This window comes from Streptomyces sp. NPDC055749 (genome assembly GCF_053617235.1).
This window is the reverse complement of the sequence record NZ_JBSHFH010000003.1, coordinates 71,487-93,671: the sequence shown is the minus strand read 5'-3', so window position 1 is coordinate 93,671 and position 22,185 is coordinate 71,487. Positions and strand designations below refer to the sequence as shown.

The window sequence follows — 22,185 nt, the reverse complement described above, 5'->3', positions numbered from 1 at the left end:
CGTGCTCCTTCGGTCTCATCTCAGTGAACGGGCTGAACGGGCTGAACGGGCTCAACGGGCTGCGACACCGGTTCGCCGTCCTCGCTCGTCCGCGTCCCCGGGATCTTCGCATGGTCCACGCCGCAGTCCGGCGCCTCGATGCTGATCCGCGGCAGCCGCCGGTCCAGCCAGCCGGGCAGCCACCAGTTCGCGCCGCCCAGCATGTGCATCAGCGCCGGCACCAGCAGCGTGCGCAGGACGAACGCGTCCAGTGCGACCGCCACGGCGAGCGCGATACCGAACATCGCGATGACGCGGTCACCACTGAGCACGAAGGCGAGGAAGACCGAGATCATGATCACGGCTGCCGAGTTGATCACCCGGCTGGTCTCGGCGAGGCCGACCCGGACCGCCCGCCGGTTGTCGCCGGTCTCCAGCCACTCCTCGTACATCCGGCCGACCAGGAAGACCTGGTAGTCCATCGAGAGCCCGAAGAGCACCGAAACCATGATCACCGGCAGGAAGGGTTCGATCGGGCCCGCGCTGCCGAGCCCGAGCAGTTCGCTCCCCCACCCCCACTGGAAGATCGCGACCACGACCCCGAAGGAGGAGGCGACGGCTGCCACGTTCATCGCGGCGGCCTTCAGCGGAATGCCGAGGGAACGGAAGGCCAGCAGCAGAAGCAGAGAGCCGAGCGCGATGACCACGCCGACGAAGAGCGGCAGCTTGCCGATGATGATCTCGGCGAAGTCGTCGTAACTGGCTGTCACACCGCCCACATGCGCCTGGAGCGAGGTGTTGTCCAGCGCCTCGGGCAGCACGTCCGCCCGCAGCCGGTCGACCAGCTCGCTGGTCTGCTGCGACTGCGGCGCCGAGTCCGGTACGACGGTGACGAACGCCGTGTCGCCGCTGCTGTTGTACGTCACAGGGCTGACCGACGCGACGCCCTCGGTGCCCCGCAGCGTGGCGGGCAGCGCGTCCAGGGCGAGCCGGTCGTCCGCGCCGTCCAGCTGCGCGGCGATCGTCAGCGGCCCGTTGACCCCGGGCCCGAAGCCCTCGCCCAGCAGGTCGTACGCCTGCCGGGTGGTGGCCGTGGCGGGGTTGTTGCCCTGGTCGGACGTGCCCAGATGCAGACCGAACGTGGGCAGGGCCAGGACCAGCATCACGACGGCGGCGACCGCCCCGAGCAGCTTGGGGTGCCGTTCCACGAAAGCGGACCAGCGGGCCGCGAAGCCGATGGGCAGCTCGGGCTGCGGCCCCTTCTCGGCGAGCTCCCTGCGCTCGCGCCTGCTCAGCGCACGCATTCCGATGAAGGACAGCAGTGCGGGCAGCAGGGTCACGGAGGCGGCGACGGTCAGTACGACGGTGAGCGAGGCTGCGATCGCGACGCCGTTGAGGAAGCCGAGCCGCAGGATGAGCATGCCGAGCAGCGCGATACAGACGGTGGCCCCGGCGAAGACGACGGCCCGTCCGGTCGTCGCGACGGCGTTCTGGGCCGCGTCCGTGACCGACAGACCGCGCCGCAGTCCTCTGCGGTGCCGGGTGACGATGAACAGCGCGTAGTCGATGCCGACGCCGAGCCCGATCAGCATGCCGAGCATCGGCGCGAAGTCGGCGACCGTCATCACATGGCCGAGCAGCACGATGCCCGCGTAGGCCGTGCCGACGGAGACGAGCGCGGTGGCGATGGGCAGCATGCTCGCGGCGAGCGAGCCGAAGGCGAGGAAGAGGACGACCGCGGCGACGACGACCCCGATGGCCTCGCTGAGGTGGACCGACGGCGCTTCGGTGAGGGCGACGGCGGTGCCGCCGAGCTCGACCTCCAGTCCGTCGCTCTCCGCCGCCTTCGCGGTGTCGACGAGGGCCTGCGCCTGCTCGGGCGCGATGTCGTCGGCCTGCTGGTCGAAGGTGACCGTGGCGTAGGCGGTGTGGCCGTCCGCGCTGATCTGCGCGGCGCCGGCCGAGCCGTAGGGACCGGTGACGCCGCCGACTCCCGGCAGTTCCTCGATCGCGTGGAGGGTCTTGGTCATCGTCTGTTCGACGTCGGTGGCCCGGACGGTGGAGCCGCTGGTGTGCCAGACGACGGTGTCGGTGTCACCGCCGAGATCCTTGAAGCCCTGCTGGAGGAGTTCGGTGGCACGACCGGACTCGGTGCCGGGCACCTCGTAGTCGTTGGAGTAGGCCGAACCCGCGAAACCCGCTGCGGTGGCTGCGCCACCGAGGGCGAACAGCCAGATGAGGACGGCGACGAGCCGGTGCCTGAGACACCAGCGGGCAATGGCAGCCAACGTACGTGCTCCCTGGGGGTTCGTGGATCTTTATCAGGAGGTAACCGAAATCAGTAGATAACCGAAACGTCCCTTTAAAGAACACATGACCTGAGAACAGTCACTCTGACAGCCAAACGTGATCCTTTGCCCCTTTCGTGGCCATGCTCACAGGGCTTGATCTCTTCCCTACACGCCCCACCGGTCTCACCGGCCCCATGGCACACGAATGGGCGGGTGCCGGTCCGGCACCCGCCCACTGAGCGTTTCCCCCTAGCCCGAGACGCTCGCCCTGCCGTTCTCGATGTGGCCCATCAGCCGCCGCCGGAACGCCGCGTCCCCGTCGACCGTGACCGCGAGGTCGTACCAGCCGCGTGCGTCGGCCGCCGAGTGCACGACCGTACGGCTGCGGCCCGGCTTCACCGTGATGCGGCGGGTCCAGCCGCGCAGGTCCTCCTCGTCGACGTACCCGAGGGGCCGCACGGTGAAGGTGAGCGTCCGCTCTCCCGTGTTACGCAGGGTGAGGTAGAGGTCGCGCTCGTGGGCGTCGAGCCGCGAGCCGACCTCCGCGTCGCCACCGGCCGTGCCCGCGAACTCGCGGCGGAAGCCGTTCGGCCCGGTGATCGTGAACCGGTAGGCGTCCCCGGTAAGGGGCACCGTCCATTGAGCCGTGCCCCTTACATCCCGGTGCTGCGGGGCGGGGAACTCACCGGCGTACGGATAGAGCGCGAAGTGCGCCGACGAGCGCCCCGTATTGCTGAGGTCCACCTGCACCGCCCCGTCCGTGACCCACGCCTGCGCGTCCGGCTGGTAGGGCAGCGGCCGTGCGGGGCGCGTCCCGGGCTCCTGTACGGGCATCCGCTGGACGGCCGGCGGCTTCGGCTGCCAGCGCCCGCTGAACGGCGGAATGGCCGCAGGACGGTCCACCTCCGGCTGCCGCCCGCCCCGCGAGAAGTCGAAGGCGGAGGTGAGATCGCCGGTGACCGCGCGCCGCCACTCGCCGATGTTCGGCTCCTTCACCCCGGTCCACCGCTCCAGGAAGCGGATCACGGAGGTGTGGTCGAAGACCTCGGAGCAGACGTAGCCCCCGATGGTCCACGGCGAGACGACGAGGAGCGGCACCCGCACACCGAGACCGGTGGGCTTGCCCTCCCACCACTCCTCGGCCGCCTCGGGAGGCGCGACCGGCGGCGGGACGTGATCGAAGAAACCGTCGTTCTCGTCGTAGTTGATGAGGACGGCGGTGTGCCGCCACACCTCGGGGTTCCTGCCCAGCGCGTCGAGGACCTTGTACAGGATCGTCGCGCTGTGGACCGGGGAGGACACGCTCGGGTGCTCGGAGTCCACGGCCGAAGGCACCAGGTAGGAGACCTCGGGCAGCGTCCCCGCGGCCACGTCCTCGGCGAACCGGTCGGCCAGTGTGCCCGTCTCCACCCGCCGCAGCCCGCGCTCGAAGAGGCTCCGCTCCGCATCGGACAGCGTGGCGACGCCCTCCTCCAGCAGCCCGAGCAGACGCTCCCGCTCGTTCGTGTCGGCCGCGTCACGGACGTCCGCGTAGAAGGCCTCCATGAACGTGTGCCCGCCGGTCTTCGCGAGGGCCTTGCGGGCAATCGCCTTGAAGGTGGCGAAGAACTCGATCTGGTTGTCGGTGAAGTTCTCCCACTCCGTGTACGTCTGCCAGCTGTGCCCCGCGGCCTCAAGACGCTCCGCGTAGGTGCTCCAGCCGTACCCGGGGTGTGTGCCCTCGTTGTACGCGTCGTTGCCGACGGCCCGCTTGCCGCTCGCCTCGAAACCCGTCTTCCCGCTCCACAGGTGGTTGCGGTTGGGGCTCGTCGAGGTGTGGATCGAGGAGTGGTAGGCGTCGCACACCGTGAAGGTGTCGGCCAGTTCGTAGTGCAGCGGAATGTCACGGCGGTCGTAGTACGCCATCGTGGCGGCCGTCTTCGTGGTCACCCAGCCGCTCATCCACCCGCCGGCCCAGGCCCGGCCGCCGCCGCTCCAGGAGTGGTCCAGCGCGCCGATGTACTGGAGGTCCTTCTTCTGCGTCTCGGCGGCCCCGCGCACCGGGAACGGCAGCACGGTCGTGCCCAGCGGGCCCGGCTGCTCGAAGACGGGCTTCCCCGAGGGGAGCTCGATGGCGTTGCGGTCGCCGAAGCCGCGTACACCGCGCAGCATCCCGAAGTAGTGGTCGAAGGACCGGTTCTCCTGCATCAGGATCACCACGTGCCTGATGTCGTCGAGCCCACCGCCGGACCCCGCCGGGGCGGCGGGCTGCGCGGCGATGGCGGCCTGGAGCGATGGCGGCAGGAACGATCCGGCTGCCGCTGCGCCGAGCGCGCCGCCTCCGAGTGCGAAGAGCCGTCGCCGTGAAATGTCCGTGGTCAAGTGAGCCTCCCGAATCGGTCGTACGGCGGGAAACTAACCAAGCGAGGTGGCGGCCGGAAGACCGCCGTACGGCACAGCGGTGAACGTCCAACAGGCGGCCCGAAAAGTCCAACTCCGCCCGGGACCCCACACGTCCGGGCGCGGTGTCGCGGGGTGCGCGAAGGGGAACGCGCGAAGGGGCGGCACGCCCGGAAATCCGGGTGCACCGCCCCTTCGCGTACATCGGTACGCCGGAAGGTCAGCCTTCGACGCCGAGCTTCTCCAGGATCAGCTCGCGCACACGCGCCGCGTCCGCCTGGCCGCGGGTGGCCTTCATGACCGCGCCGACGAGCGCACCGGCCGCAGCGACCTTGCCGCCGCGGATCTTGTCCGCGATGGCCGCGTTGGCGGCGATGGCCTCGTCCACGGCCGTGCCCAGCGCACCCTCGTCCGAGACGACCTTCAGGCCGCGCTTCTCGACGACGGTGTCCGGGTCGCCCTCGCCCGCGAGGACACCCTCCAGGACCTGGCGGGCCAGCTTGTCGTTGAGGTCGCCCGAGGTGACGAGCTCGGCGACCCTGGCGACCTGCGCGGGTGTGACACCCAGCTCGTCGAGACCGCGGCCGGTCTCGTTGGCGTTACGGGCGAGCTCGCCCATCCACCACTTGCGGGCCTGGTCCGCCGGAGCGCCCGCCTCCGTCGTGGCGACGATCAGGTCGACCGCGCCCGCGTTGAGGATGGACTGCATGTCGTGCTCGGAGACGCCCCACTCCTCCTTGAGCCGCGCGCGGCGCAGCCGCGGCAGCTCGGGGAGGCCCTTGCGGAGCTCCTCGACCCATTCACGGGCCGGGGCGACGGGCACGAGGTCCGGCTCCGGGAAGTAGCGGTAGTCCTCGGCGTTGTCCTTGATGCGGCCGGCCGTGGTGGAGCCGTCCTCCTCGTGGAAGTGCCGGGTCTCCTGCACGATCGTGCCGCCGGAGTTGAGCACCGCGGCGTGGCGCTGGATCTCGAAGCGGGCGGCACGCTCGACGGAACGCAGCGAGTTCACGTTCTTCGTCTCGGAGCGCGTACCGAACGCCTCGCGGCCGTGGGGCCGCAGCGACAGGTTCACGTCGCAGCGCATCTGCCCCATTTCCATCCGGGCTTCCGAGACACCGAGCGCCTTGATGAGCTCGCGGAGCTCGGCGACGTACGCCTTGGCGACCTCGGGAGCGCGCTCGCCCGCACCCTCGATCGGCTTGGTGACGATCTCGATGAGCGGGATGCCCGCGCGGTTGTAGTCGAGCAGGGAGTGGGACGCGCCGTGGATACGGCCGGTGGCACCGCCGACGTGCGTCGACTTGCCGGTGTCCTCCTCCATGTGGGCGCGCTCGATCTGCACGCGGAAGATCTCGCCGTCCTCCAGCTGGACGTCCAGATAGCCGTTGAAGGCGATCGGCTCGTCGTACTGGGAGGTCTGGAAGTTCTTCGGCATGTCCGGATAGAAGTAGTTCTTCCGGGCGAAGCGGCACCACTCGGCGATCTCGCAGTTCAGTGCGAGGCCGATCTTGATCGCGGACTCGACGCCGATCTCGTTGACGACCGGCAGCGCGCCGGGCAGCCCGAGACAGACCGGGCAGGTCTGCGAGTTGGCGTCCTGCTTGAGCTCCGTGGAGCAGCCGCAGAACATCTTGGTCTTGGTGCCGAGCTCGACATGGACTTCGAGGCCCATGACGGGGTCGTACGTCGCGAGGGCGTCCTCGTACGACTCCAGGTCAATGACAGTCACGGTGAAACTTTCCCTCTCAGCCCAGCAGGACGTCGTCGTCGCCGAGACGCTTCAGTTCGCGATAGAGGATCGCGAGGCCGGTGACGATGGCCGCGGCGGACACCGCGGCGTCGATCAGCCGCAGCATGTCGTTGTCGTTGCGCGCGAGCTTCGCCTGCTTGGCGACGCTGATCGCACCGAACGCGGTGCTGCCGAGCGCTACGTACAGCCCGGTCTTCGACTTCTTGAAGTTCTTGGCCTTCTTTGCCATGGCACTCACAGCGACGGAGCCTCCTCAAGCAGCGGGTGTCCCCACTTTTGCACGAAGGCGGCCTCGACGGCGGCTCCGACCTTGTACAGGCGGTCGTCCTTCATGGCGGGCGCGATGATCTGCAGCCCCACCGGCAGGCCGTCCTCCGGTGCCAGACCGCAGGGCAGCGACATGGCGGAATTGCCCGCGAGGTTGGTCGGAATGGTGCACAGGTCCGCGAGGTACATCGCCATCGGGTCGTCGGCACGCTCGCCGATCGGGAAGGCGGTGGTGGGCGTCGTCGGCGAGACGATGACGTCCACCTGCTCGAACGCCTTCGCGAAGTCCTGGGTGATGAGGGTGCGGACCTTCTGCGCCGAGCCGTAGTACGCGTCGTAGTAGCCGGAGCTGAGCGCGTACGTACCGAGGATGATGCGGCGCTTGACCTCGTCGCCGAAGCCGGCCTCGCGGGTGAGCGCGGTGACGTCCTCGGCGGACTTCGTGCCGTCGTCGCCGACCCGCAGGCCGTAACGCATGGCGTCGAAGCGGGCCAGGTTCGAGGAGCACTCGGACGGCGCGATCAGGTAGTACGCCGACAGGGCCAGGTCGAAGGACGGGCAGTCCAGCTCGACGATCGTGGCACCGAGCGACTTCAGCAGCTCGACCGACTCGTTGAAGCGCTGGACGACACCGGCCTGGTAGCCCTCGCCCGAGAACTGCTTGACGACGCCGACGCGCATGCCCTGTACGGAGCCGTTGCGCGCGGCCTCGACGACCGGCGGGACCGGGGCGTCGATGGACGTCGAGTCCATCGGGTCGTGTCCTGCGATGACCTCGTGGAGCAGGGCCGCGTCCAGGACCGTACGGGCGCAGGGGCCGCCCTGGTCGAGGGAGCTGGAGAACGCCACCATGCCGTAGCGGGAGACGCCGCCGTAGGTGGGCTTGACGCCGACGGTGCCGGTGACGGACGCGGGCTGGCGGATGGAGCCGCCGGTGTCCGTACCGATGGCGAGCGGGGCCTCGTAGGAGGCGAGCGCGGCCGAGGAGCCGCCGCCCGAGCCGCCCGGGATGCGGGTGAGGTCCCACGGGTTGCCGGTCGGGCCGTAGGCGCTGTTCTCGGTGGAGGACCCCATGGCGAACTCGTCCATGTTGGTCTTGCCGAGGATGACGACGTCGGCGGCCCTGAGCTTCTGCGTCAGCGTCGCGTCGTACGGCGGGATCCAGCCCTCGAGGATCTTCGAGCCGACGGTGGTCGGCATGTCCTTCGTGGTGAAGATGTCCTTGAGTGCGAGCGGGACGCCGGCCAGCGGGCCGAGCTTCTCGCCCGCGGCCCTCTTGGCGTCGACGGCGCGGGCCTGCGCGAGCGCGCCCTCGCGGTCGACGTGGAGGAAGGCGTGGACCTTCTCGTCGATCGCGTCGATCCGGGCCAGGTGGGCCTCGGTGACCTCGACGGCCGTGAGCTCACCGGAAGCGATCTTCGCGGCGATCTCGGCTGCGGTCAGCTTGATGATGGTGCTGATGTCCGTCATGACTTTTAGTCCTCCCCCAGGATCTGCGGCACCTTGAAACGCTGCTGCTCCTGGGCCGGGGCGCCGGAGAGCGCCTGCGCGGGGGTGAGCGACGGACGGACCTCGTCCGCGCGCATGACGTTGGTCAGCGGCAGCGGGTGGGAGGTCGGCGGTACGTCTTGGTCGGCGACCTCGGAGACGCGGGCGACCGCGCCGATGATGTCGTCGAGCTGACCGGCGAAGTGATCGAGCTCTTCGCCCTTCAGCTCCAGACGCGCCAGCCGGGCGAGGTGGGCGACCTCCTCGCGCGTGATGCCAGGCATGCAGCGATCCTCAGGGTTTGGTGTGTGGTTTTGGCCCAATCCTATGGGGTCGCCCGGGCCTCAAATTCAAGCCCGCCCCGAGATTGCGCACAAAGCGGCCACCGGGGGCTACCGGTCGACCCCCGCGGGCCCGGACACCGCACGCCCCGTGGGCCGGTGCTCCAGCTCGGGAACCACCGCCGCACCACTCGCCGCCGCGGCCCTGGCCGCCGCCTCCAGCTCCGCAGGCCGCCGCCACCCGTGCTCGCCGCGCGCCCGCAGCCAGGCCGTCGTCTCCTGCGGCGGCATCGCGGCGGCCACCAGCCAGCCCTGCACCGCGTCGCACTGCAGGTCCCGCAGCCGCTCCCAGGTCTCGTCGTCCTCGACGCCCTCCGCCACGACCAGCAGGCCGAGTGAATGCGCCAGGTCGATGGTGCAGCGGACGATCTCCGCGTCCTCGTTGTCGATGGCCAGCCGGGCGACGAACGAACGGTCGATCTTGAGTTCGCTGACCGGCAGCTTCCGGAGATGGACCAGCGAGGAGTAGCCGGTGCCGAAGTCGTCCAGGGACATCTTCACGCCGTGCCCGGTCAGCCCGGCGAGCGTGTCCGCGGCGCGCTGCGGGTCCTCCAGCAGCACGTGTTCCGTTATCTCCAGCTGAAGGGCGCCCGCCGGGACGCCGTGCCGGGCGAGCCGGGCGGCGACGCTGCCCGCGAAACCGGGCGTGTGGACGTCGCGCGGGGAGACGTTGACCGCGACCGGTACGTACAGCCCCTGGGCCCGCCAGCGGGCGACCTGGGCGAGCGCCGTCTCCAGGACGTACTCGGTGAGGTGGGGCATCAGGCCGGAGGACTCGGCGATCGCGATGAACTCGTCCGGGGGGACCCGCCCGCGCTCCGGGTGCACCCAGCGGACCAGGGCCTCCAGACCGGCCACCTGGCCGTCGAAGCGCACCTTCGGCTGGTAGTGCAGCTCCACCTCGCCCGCGTCGAGGGCGCGCCGCAGATCACCGAGCAGGCCGAGCCGGTCCGGGGTGTTGCTGTCCCGCTTCGACTCGTACACCTCGACGCCCGTACGGTCCCGCTTGGCCTGGTACATGGCCACGTCCGCGCGTCTGAGCAGCCCTTCGGCATCCAGCGCGTGGTCGGGGTAGACGGCGACCCCCGCGCTCGCCTCCAGCACCAGGGTGAGGCCGTCGAGGTCGAGCGGCGACGACAGCTCCGCGACCAGATGACGGGCCACGCGCTGGGCGCTCGTCGTGGAGTCCGCGGTCGGCAGCAGTACGGCGAACTCGTCGCCACCGAGGCGCGCGGCCTCCGCGCCGCGGGGCAGGGCCAGCCGCAGCCGGTCCGCTATCTGCAGGAGCAGCCGGTCCCCGGCCAGATGGCCGAGGGTGTCGTTGACCGCGCGGAACCGGTCGAGGTCGATCAGGACGAGCGCGGACCGGGAGCCGATACTCTCGGCCTCCTCCAGCGCCGTCCAGGTCCTTTCGAGGAGCCACTGCCGGTTGGGCAGCCCGGTCAGCGGGTCGCGCAGCTGCTCCTCGGCCCGTGCGCGGGCGATCCAGAGCGTGGAGTCCAGGGCGATCAGCGGAACGGCGAAGAGCGGCAGCAGTACGGGCATGGCCACGGCGACGACGCAGATCAGCGGGGCGATCCCGAGCAGGGCGACCGCCACAAGTCCCTGGCGGAGCAGGGCCGTACGGGCGATCGTCGGCAGCCCGCCGCCCTGCGGCGCGCGGGCGTACCACAGCAGGACCCGGGTGACGAGGAGATAGGTGGAGGCGGCGAGGAACACTTCCGGCAGGGCGTCGATGCCCCAGTCGAGTGGCCGCCAGGGCCTTTCGACGGTCGGCACCTCGCCGAAGGCGGCGAGGACGAGGGCCGCGGCGCCGATGCCCAGTATGTCCACGGCGCCGTGGAGCATCCCCTGCCACCAGCGGTGCCGGCGGGCCGTCCCGACGAGCACCACGACGACCAGGCTGACCAGGCCCGCGGGCACCCAGCCGTAGACGAGCAGCACGGCCAGGGTGAGAGCGGCCCCGGAACCCGTGCCGCCCCACCAGCGGTCGCGCCCGAGCGCGACCAGGTGGCCGACGATGATTCCGGTGAGCAGGGCCAGCGACCAGCCCGCCGTGCCGTCCGGGAAGAGCGCGTGACCGTCCTGCACCGTGCGGTAGAAGCCGGTCGCGAGCTGGATGGTCGCGATCGCCACAACGACGGCTCCCACCCGGGGCGTGAGGCCGACGAAACCTTGCAGCCGCGACACCGGTGCGGCGCTCTCGGTCGGTTTCATTCCGTCCCTCTCACAGCCGGCAGTGCAGATGTCACAGGATGGCCGCCGCTTTCATGCCGCCACGAACCAATTCCCACCACGCAGCCGTGCACGGCAGGTGCACGCTCAACAGTAGGCCGCGGAGGGCCTCCACGGGCAGCGCTCTACAGCTCTTGCTCGAATGCGAACCGGCGATCCGTCAGCTTCTGGTATGCGCCGAACGGGTGGCGCCGGCCGATGGCCGGACCACTCGCGCCCTCTTGTCCGCTTTCTTTCCCCGCTCCTCCTCGGCCACTCCCTGATGGCATGTCGATGGCGTATCGATCCGCCGGACAGGCCCTAACCCTCGGCCGGCACCGCTGCCTCGCGCGCCGCGTCCGGCCCCTGCCCGAGCAGGACGGCGAAGCCGTCCTCGTCGAGCACGGGCACCTTCAGCTGCATCGCCTTGTCGTACTTCGAGCCCGGGTTGTCCCCCACCACCACGAAGGAGGTCTTCTTCGAGACGGATCCGGTCACTTTCGCGCCCCGGCTCTGCAGCGCGTCCTTCGCGCCGTCCCTGGTGTGGGAGGCCAGCGTGCCGGTGACGACCACGGTGAGCCCCTCCAGCGGGCGGGGTCCCTCGTCCTGGCCCGCGCCCTCGTCCTCCATACGGACCCCGGACTCCCGCCACTTGCGCAGGATCTCGCGGTGCCAGTCCTGTGCGAACCACTCCTTGACGGAGGCGGCGATGATGGGACCGACCCCGTCGGCAGCGGCGAGCTCCTCCTCCGACGCCTCGTCGATCCGGTCGATGGAACGGAACTGACGGGCCAGCTCCTCGGCGGCGACCGGACCCACGTGCCGGATCGAGAGCCCCGTGAGAATCCGGGCCAGCGGGGCCGCCTTGGCCGCGGCGATCCCCTCCAGCATCCCCAGGGCGTTCTTCTTCGGCTCGCCCTGCTGGTTGGCGAAGACCGTGGCGATCTTCTCCTCGCCGGTCTTCGGGTCACGCTTGGGCAGTCCGCTGTCCTGGTCCAGGACATAGGCCCGGATCGGCAGGAGCTGCTCGACCGTCAGCCCGAAGAGGTCCCCTTCGTCGAGCAGGGGGGGCTCGGCGGGCTCCAGCGGCTTGGTCAGGGCAGCGGCGGCCACATAGCCGAAGTGGTCGATGTCCAGGCATTTGCGGCCCGCGAGATAGGCGACACGCTCACGCAACTGGGCCGGGCAGGAACGGGCGTTGGGACAGCGGAGGTCGATGTCGCCCTCCTTCATGGGGCGCAGCGCCGTACCGCACTCGGGGCACTCGGCCGGCATCACGAAAGGCCGCTCGCTGCCGTCGCGCAGATCGACGACCGGTCCCAGAATCTCCGGGATGACGTCGCCCGCCTTGCGCAGCACGACCGTGTCGCCGATGAGGACGCCCTTCGCCTTCACCACGTTCTGGTTGTGCAGGGTGGCGAACTCGACTTCGGAACCGGCTACTTCGACGGGCTCGACCTGGGCGTACGGGGTGACCCTGCCGGTGCGTCCGACGCCGACCCGGATGTTCACCAGCTTGGTGTTGACCTCCTCCGGCGCGTACTTCCAGGCGATCGCCCAGCGCGGGGCCCGGGAGGTGGAGCCCAGCCGGCCCTGGAGCGGGATCTCGTCGAGCTTGACGACGACGCCGTCGATCTCGTGCTCCACGGAGTGCCGGTGCTCACCGAAGTAGGCGATGAACTCCCGTACGCCGTCGATGGAGTCCACGACCCTGTTGTGCTTGGCGGTGGGCAGGCCCCACTCGTGCAGCAGGTCGTACGCCTGCGAGAGACGGTCGATGGCGAAGCCCTCGCGGGCACCGATCCCGTGCACCACCATGTGCAGCGGGCGGGTGGCGGTGACCTTGGGGTCCTTCTGCCGCAAGGAGCCGGCCGCCGCGTTCCGCGGGTTGGCGAAGGGCTTGTCGTCGGCCTCCACCAGCCGGGCGTTGAGCTCCTCGAAGGCTTCCATCGGGAAGAACACCTCGCCGCGGATCTCGACGAGCTCGGGGATGCGCTCGCCCTTCAGCCGGTGCGGGATCTCGGCGATCGTACGGACATTGGGCGTGATGTCCTCGCCGGTGCGGCCGTCGCCGCGGGTCGCCGCGCGGGTCAGTCTGCCGTGCTCGTAGGTGAGATTGACCGCGAGGCCGTCGACCTTCAGCTCGCACAGGAAGTGGTAGCCGCCCCTGCCGACGTCCTTGGCGACGCGCTCGGCCCAGGCCGCGAGCTCCAGGTCGTCGAAGGCGTTGTCCAGCGAGAGCATGCGTTCGCGGTGCTCGACGGAGGTGAACTCCGTCCGGTACGGCCCGGCGACCTTCTGGGTCGGCGAATCCGGCGTACGCAGCTGTGGATACTGCTCCTCGATCGCTTCCAGCTCGCGCATCAGCCGGTCGAACTCGGCGTCGCTGACGACCGGCTGGTCCTTCACGTAGTACCGGAAGCGGTGCTCCTCGACCTGCTCGGCGAGGAGTGCGTGCCGCTCCTGTGCCTGCGCCGGCACCGCGATCTGCTGCGCCTGCTGTTCGCCGGCCATCGTCCTGTCCTCCCGTTGACCCGTGCCCCGTTACTCAGGGTTGTCTGCGAGCGATCTCGCGGCCCGGGCGCAGTGGGCGAGCGCGGCACGCGCGTACGCGGGCGAAGCCCCCGCGAGCCCGCACGACGGGGTGACCACGACGGACTCGGCGAGAGTCCCCGGATTCAGCCCCAGCCTGCTCCACAGCGTCCTGACACCCATGACGCTACCGCCAGGGTCTGACAATCCGTCCGAGGCCGCGTCGGTGCCGGGCACCACTCCGAGGAACAGCTGGGTGCCGCCCTCGACGGCTTCCCCGATCGCCTCCTCCTCACGCTCGGTGAGCAGCGAGAAATCGAACGAGACGGCGTCCGCGCCGGCCCGGCGCAGCAGGGCGAAGGGCACCTCGGGCGCGCAGGAGTGGACGACGGTCGGCGCGTCGCCGTTCACCGCCAGCACGTCACGCAGGCCCGCCTCGACGATCTGCCGGTCCACGGCCCGGTAGGTCCGGTAGCCGCTCGCCGACCTGACTCGCCCCAGCAGCACGGCGGTCAGGGACGGTTCGTCGAGCTGGAGGACCACCTCGGCGCCGGGCACTCTGCGCCGTACCTCCGCGAGGTGCCCGCGCAGCCCCTCCGCCAGCGAACCCGCCAGGTCACGGCAGGCGCCCGGGTCTCCGAGCATGGCCTCGCCGCCGCGCAGTTCGAGCCCGGCGGCCAGCGTCCAGGGGCCCACGGCCTGGACCTTGACCAGCCCCTCGTAACCCTGGGTGAACTCCTCGAACGCGTCGAGATCCTCGCCGAGCCAGGAACGGGCCCGGCGGGTGTCACGGCCGGGCCGGTCGCTGATCCGCCAGCCGCTGGGCTCGACATGGCCGAACATCTCGACGAGCATCCCGATGGTCCGCCCGGTCATGTCCGCGCCCGGTCCGCGGGCGGGCAGCTCCGCCAGATACGGCATGCCCTGGCCGTCGGCGAAGGATCCGGTGACGGTCTTCGCCGCCTCCCGGGCGTCGCCGCCCGGCATGGACCCGATTCCGGTGGCCGGACACCCGCTGAACTTGCTCTTCTCGCTCACGCCGGAAGCCTACGGCCCGTGCCCGGAGGCCCCCGTCAGCGGCCCGGGCGGACCGTCAGGTCGTTGATCTCGGCGTCGCGCGGCAGGTCGATCGCCATCAGGATCGTGGTGGCCACGGAATCCGGGTCGATCCACCGGGAGGGGTCGTACTCCTTGCCCTCCTGCTGGTGGACCTTGGCCTGCATGGGGCTGGTCGTGCGCCCCGGATAGACGGACGTCACCCGGACCCCGTTCCCGTGCTCCTCGTGGCGCAGAGAGTCGGCGAGGGCCTTCAGACCGTGCTTGCTCGCCGCGTACGCACCCCACTCGGCGTGCGCGCTGAGTCCGGCGCCCGAGTTCACGAAGACGACGTGGCCGTGGGCGACACGGAGCTGCGGCAGCAGGAGACGGGTGATCTCGGCGGGGGAGATCAGGTTGGCGTTGAGCTGGAAGTGCCAGGCCTTGGGGGTGAGGTCGCCGATCGGGCCGAGCTCGACGACGCCCGCGATGTGCAGGACGGAGTCAAGCCGGTCGGGCATGGTCTGCTGGCCGAACGCCCAGGAGAGCCGGTCGGGGTTGCCCAGGTCTCCGACGAGCGTGCGCGCCCCCGGGTGGAGCGCGGCCAGCTCCTTGGCGCGGCCCGCGTCGCGGGCCAGCAGCCAGAGTTCGTCACCGCGCTCGTGGAGGCGGCGGGCGACGGCTGCTCCGATGCCGGAACCGGCACCGGTGATGAGGTGAGTAGGCATGGCCCCCATGCTCCCATCACCGCACTCCGGCCGACTCCTCCAGGTAGGCGAGCGCGCCCACGCCGTCCTCCGCGAAGAAGACCAGCTCGGTGAGGGGCATCGGCAGGAAGCCCTCGTCCTCCATACGCCGGAACTGCTCCTTCAGGCCGTCGTAGAAACCGGCCGTGTTCAGCAGGACGACGGGCTTGGTGTGCTTGCCGTGCTTCTTGAGCTCCAGGATCTCGGTGGCCTCGTCGAGCGTCCCGGTCCCGCCGACCATGATCACGACGGCGTCGGACTTCTCCAGGAGCAGTGCCTTGCGCTCGGCCAGATCGCGTGCGATCACCATCTCGTCGGCGTTCGTACGGGCCTTCGCCGCCAGGAAGTCCACCGAGACACCGACCAGCCGCCCGCCGGACTCCTGCACCCCGTCGGCGACGACCTTCATCAGCCCGCTCTCGGAGCCTCCCCAGACCAGGGTGTGCCCTCCCTTGCCGAGCAGTTCGGCGAACTCCCGCGCGGGCCGGGTGTAGCGGGCGTCGAGTTCGGCGGCGGAGAGGAAGACGCAGATGTTCATGCGCCTACCGTACGAGCCGCCACTGACACTCCACAAAGGGGCAGAGCAAAGGAGCGGAGGGAAGAAACCCGTCGCCCCCACCGCTGATACCGGCATGACTGTCACCCGAGGACACCGCATCACCGTGGAGCCCGGCACCGAGCATGTGCGCGTGATCCGGGACGGGCAGGTGCTCGCCGAGAGCCGCCGCCCGCTCGTACTGCGCGAGACGGGCTGCCCGGTCCGCTACTACCTGCCGCCGGAGGACGTCCTTACGGATCTGCTCACGCCCTCGGACTCCCGCACGCACTGTCCGTTCAAGGGGGATGCCTCCTACTGGTCGCATCCCGGCGCCGCCGACCTGGTGTGGGCCTACCCGGAGCCCCGGCCCGAAGTCGCCGCGATCAAGGACCACTTCTGCTTCTACGAGACCGAGGTCGTCACCAAGGACGTCATGGAAGGCGGAAGTCACTGACTCGGAACGGCGATGCCGGCTGCGCGTAGGTTCGCCTCCACCAGCGCGTTCAACCGGGCGATGGACGGTGACTCCTCCCGGTGGTGGTTGACCATTCCGTACCGGGAAGCGGCGTCGGATCGGCTCCGAAACCCGGTCGGCATCGCCAGCAGCGCGCGGTTGGTCAGCAGTTTGTCGGTCAGTTCGGACGCCAGCTTTTCGATCCGCGGGTCGTCCGGATCCCAGGCCCTCGCCTCCCAGCCCTGCTTGGTCAGCTCGACGGACTCGGGATCGTCGAGGGAGTGTTCAAGCCGGGTCAGGAAGGTGTCGAAGATCTCCGGGACCAGCGCCCGGGCCAGCACCAGAGCCTCCCGTTGACCAGCCACGTAGTCGGGACTGAAGCCGAGGTCGGCGAGTCGCTCCAGGACCGCGCAGGCCCGGTCGGGCAGCAGGGCCCGGTCGCCATGGTCGAGGCGGTGCAGCCTGTCGCGGCGCGCGATCAGGTCGTCGATCCGTTCGGTGAGCTGGTGATGGACGTCGTCCAGGGTGGCGGCGAACGTTTCGGGATCGGCGTCGAGCAGGTCACCGATCGCGGCCAGCGGCACGCCGGCCGCGGCCAGGGTCCGGACCTGGACCAGCCGGAACAGCTCGCCCGACCGGTAACGGCGGTAGCCGGAACCGTCGCGGTCCGGCTCGGCGACCAGGCCGAGCCGGTGGTAGTGCCGCACGGTCTTGATCGTGACACCGACGAACGCCGCCGCCTGACCGATCGTGAGCCCGTCTGCCATCGGCTCGCGCACCTCCGGATCGTGGACGTCGGCGACCGGCCGGGAAGTCCGGACGATCACGGGGGCGAGGATAGCGCGCACGCGACAGGGGGTTGACCTTGACCTTGGGTCAAGGCCGCAGGCTCTTCACATGGCCGCTCGAAGGGCCGGGCAGCCACCAGGGCCGCCATGAGAACCAGCACCGTGAACAGGAGATTCATCATGGGAACAAGCAACAGCGGCTTCTCCGAAGGCGGGCTGCGCCGACTGCGCGAGGTGCTGGCACGGCACGTCGAGTCCAAGAAGATCCCCGGCCTTGTCGCCCTGGTCAGCCGCGGCGGCCAGACGCACGTCGAAGCGATCGGGACGATGCGTCATGACGGTGGTGCGCCGATGCGCCGGGACACGATCTTCCGGATGGCGTCCACGTCCAAACCGGTCACGATGGCGGCGGCGATGGTCCTGCTCGACGAGTGCCGGCTGCGGCTGGACGACCCGGTGGATCAGTGGCTGCCGGAACTCGCTGACCGGCAGGTGCTGAAGCGGCCCGACGGGCCGCTGGACGAGACCGTGCCGGCGCAGCGGCCGATCACCGTACGGGACCTGCTGACCTCCACATTCGGGCTCGGAGTGGACTTCGAGTCGATGGCGTCCCCGATCAGGGCCGCGACCTTCGAGCGTCTCGACTACAGCGTGGCATCGGGGCCGGCGCCGGAGCCGGACGAGTGGATGCGCCGACTCGGCGAGCTGCCGCTGCAGTACGAGCCCGGAGTGCGGTGGCAGTACGACCTCAGCAACGAGGTGGTCGGTGTGCTCGTCTCCAGGGTCACCGGACAGTCGTTGGAGACGTTCCTGCGGACACGCATCCTCGATCCGCTGGGGATGAAGGACACCGCCTTCCACACGCCAGCCGACAAGATCGACCGACTGCCGCCCCTGTACGGGCCCGACCCGCAGACCGGCGAGTTCGTCGTGTGGGACGAGGCGGCAGGGGGAAGGTCCAGCGTGCCTCCCGCGTTCCACGGTGGCGGGCTGGTCTCCACCGCCGACGACTACCACGCCTACTTTCAGATGCTGCTGAACCACGGGATGCACGGGAGTGAACGGATCCTGTCCCGGGCCGCCGTCGAGCTGATGACCACCAACCGTCTCTCGCCCGCGCAACTGGCCGCCCGGGACGCCATGTTCACCAACGTCGCCCACCTGTCGTCCGGCCAGGGAGCGAACGGCGGCTGGGGCTTCGGGATGTCGGTGCGCACCTATCGCGGCGACTACGCGCCCATCGGCCAGTTCGGCTGGTTCGGCGGTACCGGCACCACCGCCTACGCGGACAGGACCAACCAGCTCACCGGAGTCCTGCTCACCCAGGTCGGACTGTCCACCCCGGATTCACCGCGTGCCATGAACGACTTCTGGACCACCCTCTACCAGGCCATCGACTGACCGTCAGCACCCCTCCTGGCCAGGGGAATTGAAGTCCCTCAAAAAGTTTCCGCCCGCAGCGATGAGTTTCTCCGGGCGTCGCAGTCCACCCTCACATGGACAAGACTCTCTCGCGCGACGGGACCACGATCGCGTACCGCCGCCAGGGCGACGGGCCGCCGCTGATCCTGGTCGGCGGAGCGTTGAGCACCGCGGCGACGGACGCCCCGCTGGCGTCCCTGCTGGCGCCGCACTTCACGGTCGTCACGTACGACCGCCGGGGGCGCGGCTCCAGCGGTGACGGCGGGCCGTACGCGGTCCGGCGCGAGGTCGAGGACCTGGCGGCGCTGATCGGCGCGGTGGGGGGCGCCGCCTCGGTCTTCGGCATGCTCTCCGGCGGCGCGCTGGCCCTGGAGGCCCAGGCCGCGGGTCTGCCCGTCGATCTGCTCGCGGTGTACGAGCCGCCGTACACGCCCGGCCGTTCCGGTCTGCTGTTCAAGGCCCTCTGCACGGCGCGGCTGCACCGGCTGCTGTCGGAGGGCGACCGGGGCGGCGCCGTGGAGCTGTACCTCTCCATGACGGGCGTCCAGACCGAGACGGTCGGCCGGATGCGCCGTGCGCCGCTCTGGCAGGGCCTGGAGGCGGTGGCGCACACCCTCGCGTACGACGACGCGCTGCTCGGCAACGGCGGCGTCCCGGCGGAGCGGCTCGCGTCGGTCACGGCCCGCACGCTGGTGGTCTGCGGCGGTTTCAGCCCCGCCCAGGTCCGGACGATGACCCAGGCCCTCACGGACGCGGTCCCGCGGGGCCGCCACCGCACCCTGACGGGCCAGACGCGCGACCTCGCGCCCCAGGTGATCGCCCCGGTCCTCACGGACTTCTTCGCGAAGCACCTGCACGCGCACCAGGCGTCGTAGCCCGGTGCACGGTCAGCCGGCCGCCGCGGTCTCCCGGCGCACCGTCGTCGCGATGGTGGCCGAGCCGACCACCCGGGTCCCGTCGTACAGCACGACCGCCTGGCCGGGGGCCACGCCCCGTACCGGCTCGGTGAAGGAGACGTGCAGCGTGCCGTCGATCAGCTCGGCGCCGGCCTCGGTCTCGCCGCCGTGGGCACGGAGCTGCGCGGTGTACGTACCCGGGCCCACCGGAGGCGTACCGCACCAGCGGGGCCTGATGGCGGTGAGCTCGGTGACGTCGAGGGCCTCGACCGGGCCGACCGTCACCGTGTTGTTGACCGGCGAGATGTCCAGGACGTAGCGCGGCTTGCCGTCGGCGGCGGGGTGTCCGATGCGCAGGCCCTTGCGCTGGCCGATGGTGAAGCCGAAGGCGCCGTCGTGCGTACCGAGCTTGGTGCCCGCCTCGTCGAGGATGTCGCCCTCCGCCTTGCCGCCCAGGCGGTCGGCGAGGAATCCCTGGGTGTCGCCGTCGGCGATGAAGCAGATGTCGTGGCTGTCGGGCTTCTTCGCGACGGCCAGTCCGCGGCGCTCGGCCTCGGCGCGGATCTCGTCCTTGGTGGTGAGGGTGTCGCCGAGCGGGAACATCGCGTGGGCGAGCTGCTTCTCGTCCAGGACGCCCAGCACATAGCTCTGGTCCTTGGCCATGTCCGACGCACGGTGCAGTTCGCGGCTGCCGTCCTCGTTCAGGACGACCGTGGCGTAGTGGCCCGTGCAGACGGCATCGAAGCCGAGGGCGAGGGCCTTGTCGAGCAGTGCGGCGAACTTGATCTTCTCGTTGCAGCGCAGGCACGGGTTGGGGGTGCGCCCCGCCTCGTACTCCGCGACGAAGTCCTCCACGACGTCCTCGCGGAAGCGTTCCGCCAGGTCCCAGACGTAGAAGGGGATGCCGATGACGTCCGCCGCGCGGCGCGCGTCGCGGGAGTCCTCGATGGTGCAACAGCCGCGCGCCCCGGTACGGAAGGACTGCGGGTTCGCGGAGAGGGCGAGGTGTACACCGGTCACGTCGTGCCCCGCCTCGGCGGCGCGGGCGGCGGCGACTGCGGAGTCGACACCGCCCGACATGGCGGCGAGGACACGGAGGGGGCGCTGGGAAGTCTGAGTCATAGCCTCACCAGGGTACGGGGCTCCGGGAACCGAATGCTCGCGGATAAGCGTTGTCGATCACATGGGGACCAAAGGGACCGCCGGCGCGCAGGGCTCGAAGCCCGCGCGCGGCATCGGCCGGCGCGCTGTACTGATCGGCGGCGCGGCGACGGCCGTGGGCACGGCCGCGCTGGCACGGGACGAGCTGAAGCGTGTCTGGTGGCGGATGCCGGGGGTGCAAAAGCCCCGTAAGCCGGGTGAGCTGGATTTCGCTGGTGCGCGGTGGGTGGCGGCCTCGGAAGCGAACTGGCGGATGGCGGACCGTCCCGACGACTACGGGATCGACCGGGTGGTCATCCATGTCACCCAGGGGAGCTTCCGCAGCGCGGTCGACGTCTTCCAGGACCCGGACCACGGTGCGGCGGCGCACTACGTGGTGGGCCAGGACGGCCGGGTGGCGCAGATGATCCGCGAGCTGGACGTGGCGTTCCACGCGGGGAACCGCTCGTACAACGAGCGCAGCGTCGGCATCGAGCACGAGGGCTTCGTGGACCGCCCGAAGGACCTCACGGCGGCGATGTACGAGTCGTCGGCGCGCCTGACGGCCGCGATATGCGGGCGGTACGCGATACCCGTGGACCGCGAGCACATCATCGGGCACGTGGAGGTGCCGGGCACGGACCATACGGACCCGGGGCCGCACTGGGACTGGGACCGCTATCTGAAGCTGGTCCGGGCGGCGGGACCGGGCGCCGCGAAGGGCGCAGGGCCTAGCTGAGTCCCGCCGTCCTGGCGCGTTCCACCGCCGGGCCGATCGCTCGTGCCACGTCCTCCACGTCCTGCTTGGTCGAGGTGTGGCCGAGCGAGAAGCGCAGGGTGCCTCGGGCCAGGTCCGGATCGGTGCCGGTGGCCAGGAGTACGTGGCTGGGCTGGGCGATCCCGGCCGTGCAGGCGGAGCCGGTGGAGCATTCGATGCCCTGTGCGTCCAGGAGCAGGAGCAGGGAGTCGCCCTCGCAGCCCGGGAAGGTGAAGTGGGCGTTGGCCGGCAGCCGTCCGCCCGGGGCGGGGTCGCCGCCGAGGACGGCGTCCGGGACGGCCGTCAGGACCGCTGCGGCCAGTTCGTCGCGGAGCGAGCCGATCCGGTGGGCGAAGTCCTCGCGCCCCTCGGCGGCCAGCCGCCCGGCGACGGCGAAGGAGGCGGCGGCGGGCACGTCGAGGGTTCCGGAGCGCACCTGGCGCTCCTGACCGCCGCCGTGCAGGACGGGTACGGGGGTGTATTCGCGGCCGAGCAGCAGCGCGCCGATGCCGAACGGGCCGCCGATCTTATGGGCGCTGACGGTCATCGCCGCCAGTCCCGACCGGGCGAAGTCGACCTCCAGCTGACCGAAGGCCTGCACCGCGTCGGCATGCATGGGCACGTCGAACTCGCGGGCAACGGCTGCCAGTTCCCGTACCGGCATGACAGTGCCGATCTCGTTGTTGGCCCACATCACGGTGATCATCGCGACATCGTCCGGGTCGCGGAGGATCGCCTCGCGCAGGGCTTCGGGGTGGACGCGTCCGTGGGCGTCGACGGGGAGGTAGTCGACGGTGGCGCCCTCGTGTTCGGCGAGCCAGTCGACGGCGTCCAGTACGGCGTGGTGTTCGACGGGGCTGGCGAGGACGCGAGTGCGGCGGGGGTCGGCGTCGCGGCGGGCCCAGTAGAGGCCCTTCACCGCGAGGTTGTCGGCCTCGGTGCCGCCGGAGGTGAGGACCACCTCGCTGGGCCGTGCGCCGAGTGCGTCGGCGAGGGCTTCTCTCGACTCCTCGACGGTACGGCGGGCCCGGCGCCCCGCGGCGTGCAGTGAGGACGCGTTGCCGGTGACGGCGAGCTGGGCGGTCATCGCGGCGATGGCTTCCGGAAGCATCGGCGTGGTCGCGGCGTGGTCGAGGTAAGCCATGGTGGGCTCGATTCTACGAGCCTG

The 22,185-nt window shown here is 70.5% G+C and carries 18 protein-coding genes; 4 read left to right on the top strand and 14 right to left on the bottom strand.

Features of this window, described 5'->3' with window-relative positions:
* Positions 1 to 20: 20 nt before the first annotated feature.
* From ACWGO0_RS03345 to ACWGO0_RS03295, 11 genes are all read right to left on the bottom strand, one after another.
* On the bottom strand, positions 21 to 2,267 hold the full coding sequence (locus tag ACWGO0_RS03345) for an MMPL family transporter (protein ID WP_453527242.1): 2,247 nt from the start codon (positions 2,265 to 2,267) through the stop codon (positions 21 to 23).
* Between the two features lie 252 nt (positions 2,268 to 2,519).
* Positions 2,520 to 4,631 carry a phosphocholine-specific phospholipase C gene (locus tag ACWGO0_RS03340; protein ID WP_453527239.1) on the bottom strand — a complete coding sequence of 704 codons (2,112 nt, stop codon included), beginning with the start codon at positions 4,629 to 4,631 and terminating at the stop codon, positions 2,520 to 2,522.
* A gap of 238 nt (positions 4,632 to 4,869) precedes the next feature.
* The gene (gene gatB / locus ACWGO0_RS03335) at positions 4,870 to 6,378 is read right to left on the bottom strand and encodes an Asp-tRNA(Asn)/Glu-tRNA(Gln) amidotransferase subunit GatB (RefSeq protein WP_453527236.1); all 1,509 of its coding nucleotides are present in this window, start codon (positions 6,376 to 6,378) and stop codon (positions 4,870 to 4,872) included.
* 16 nt (positions 6,379 to 6,394) lie between these two features.
* Positions 6,395 to 6,628 carry a hypothetical protein gene (locus tag ACWGO0_RS03330; protein ID WP_453527543.1) on the bottom strand — a complete coding sequence of 78 codons (234 nt, stop codon included), beginning with the start codon at positions 6,626 to 6,628 and terminating at the stop codon, positions 6,395 to 6,397.
* A 5-nt stretch (positions 6,629 to 6,633) separates the two neighbouring features.
* Positions 6,634 to 8,136 (bottom strand): Asp-tRNA(Asn)/Glu-tRNA(Gln) amidotransferase subunit GatA, encoded by a 1,503-nt coding sequence (gene gatA, locus ACWGO0_RS03325; RefSeq protein WP_453527233.1) that lies wholly within the window; start codon positions 8,134 to 8,136, stop codon positions 6,634 to 6,636.
* Between the two features lie 5 nt (positions 8,137 to 8,141).
* Entirely contained in the window at positions 8,142 to 8,438 is a 297-nt protein-coding gene (gatC, locus tag ACWGO0_RS03320; RefSeq protein WP_003966094.1) for an Asp-tRNA(Asn)/Glu-tRNA(Gln) amidotransferase subunit GatC, read from the bottom strand.
* Positions 8,439 to 8,546: 108 nt separating this feature from the next.
* Positions 8,547 to 10,712 (bottom strand): putative bifunctional diguanylate cyclase/phosphodiesterase, encoded by a 2,166-nt coding sequence (locus ACWGO0_RS03315; protein ID WP_453527230.1) that lies wholly within the window; start codon positions 10,710 to 10,712, stop codon positions 8,547 to 8,549.
* A 318-nt stretch (positions 10,713 to 11,030) separates the two neighbouring features.
* Positions 11,031 to 13,223, bottom strand: a complete 2,193-nt coding sequence (gene ligA / locus ACWGO0_RS03310) for an NAD-dependent DNA ligase LigA (RefSeq protein WP_453527227.1) — start codon at positions 13,221 to 13,223, stop codon at positions 11,031 to 11,033.
* A 30-nt stretch (positions 13,224 to 13,253) separates the two neighbouring features.
* Entirely contained in the window at positions 13,254 to 14,279 is a 1,026-nt protein-coding gene (locus tag ACWGO0_RS03305) for a methionine synthase (protein ID WP_453527224.1), read from the bottom strand.
* 35 nt (positions 14,280 to 14,314) lie between these two features.
* Entirely contained in the window at positions 14,315 to 15,004 is a 690-nt protein-coding gene (locus tag ACWGO0_RS03300) for an SDR family oxidoreductase (protein WP_453527221.1), read from the bottom strand.
* A gap of 16 nt (positions 15,005 to 15,020) precedes the next feature.
* The gene (locus ACWGO0_RS03295; protein ID WP_453527218.1) at positions 15,021 to 15,560 is read right to left on the bottom strand and encodes an LOG family protein; all 540 of its coding nucleotides are present in this window, start codon (positions 15,558 to 15,560) and stop codon (positions 15,021 to 15,023) included.
* A gap of 94 nt (positions 15,561 to 15,654) precedes the next feature.
* Here ACWGO0_RS03295 and ACWGO0_RS03290 point away from each other — a divergent pair, with 94 nt between their 5' ends.
* Positions 15,655 to 16,014: a DUF427 domain-containing protein gene (locus ACWGO0_RS03290; protein ID WP_453527215.1), complete on the top strand. Its 360-nt coding sequence runs from the start codon at positions 15,655 to 15,657 to the stop codon at positions 16,012 to 16,014.
* On the opposite strand, the gene ACWGO0_RS03285 is transcribed toward ACWGO0_RS03290, so the two are convergent.
* Positions 16,008 to 16,841 carry a MerR family transcriptional regulator gene (locus tag ACWGO0_RS03285; RefSeq protein ID WP_453527212.1) on the bottom strand — a complete coding sequence of 278 codons (834 nt, stop codon included), beginning with the start codon at positions 16,839 to 16,841 and terminating at the stop codon, positions 16,008 to 16,010. The genes ACWGO0_RS03290 and ACWGO0_RS03285 overlap by 7 nt on opposite strands.
* 141 nt (positions 16,842 to 16,982) lie before the next feature.
* Here ACWGO0_RS03285 and ACWGO0_RS03280 point away from each other — a divergent pair, with 141 nt between their 5' ends.
* Both ACWGO0_RS03280 and ACWGO0_RS03275 read left to right on the top strand, forming a co-directional pair.
* Entirely contained in the window at positions 16,983 to 18,203 is a 1,221-nt protein-coding gene (locus ACWGO0_RS03280) for a serine hydrolase domain-containing protein (RefSeq protein ID WP_453527209.1), read from the top strand.
* 95 nt (positions 18,204 to 18,298) lie between these two features.
* Complete coding sequence (locus ACWGO0_RS03275; protein WP_453527206.1) at positions 18,299 to 19,099, top strand: alpha/beta fold hydrolase; 801 nt, start codon at positions 18,299 to 18,301, stop codon at positions 19,097 to 19,099.
* A gap of 12 nt (positions 19,100 to 19,111) precedes the next feature.
* Here ACWGO0_RS03275 and mnmA read toward each other — a convergent pair whose 3' ends face one another.
* Positions 19,112 to 20,242, bottom strand: a complete 1,131-nt coding sequence (gene mnmA, locus ACWGO0_RS03270) for a tRNA 2-thiouridine(34) synthase MnmA (RefSeq protein WP_453527203.1) — start codon at positions 20,240 to 20,242, stop codon at positions 19,112 to 19,114.
* A 61-nt stretch (positions 20,243 to 20,303) separates the two neighbouring features.
* Here mnmA and ACWGO0_RS03265 point away from each other — a divergent pair, with 61 nt between their 5' ends.
* On the top strand, positions 20,304 to 20,999 hold the full coding sequence (locus tag ACWGO0_RS03265; protein WP_453527200.1) for an N-acetylmuramoyl-L-alanine amidase: 696 nt from the start codon (positions 20,304 to 20,306) through the stop codon (positions 20,997 to 20,999).
* On the opposite strand, the gene ACWGO0_RS03260 is transcribed toward ACWGO0_RS03265, so the two are convergent.
* The gene (locus tag ACWGO0_RS03260) at positions 20,992 to 22,161 is read right to left on the bottom strand and encodes a cysteine desulfurase family protein (RefSeq protein ID WP_453527197.1); all 1,170 of its coding nucleotides are present in this window, start codon (positions 22,159 to 22,161) and stop codon (positions 20,992 to 20,994) included. The two genes, ACWGO0_RS03265 and ACWGO0_RS03260, sit on opposite strands and share 8 nt — an antisense overlap.
* Between the last annotated feature and the right edge of the window lie 24 nt (positions 22,162 to 22,185).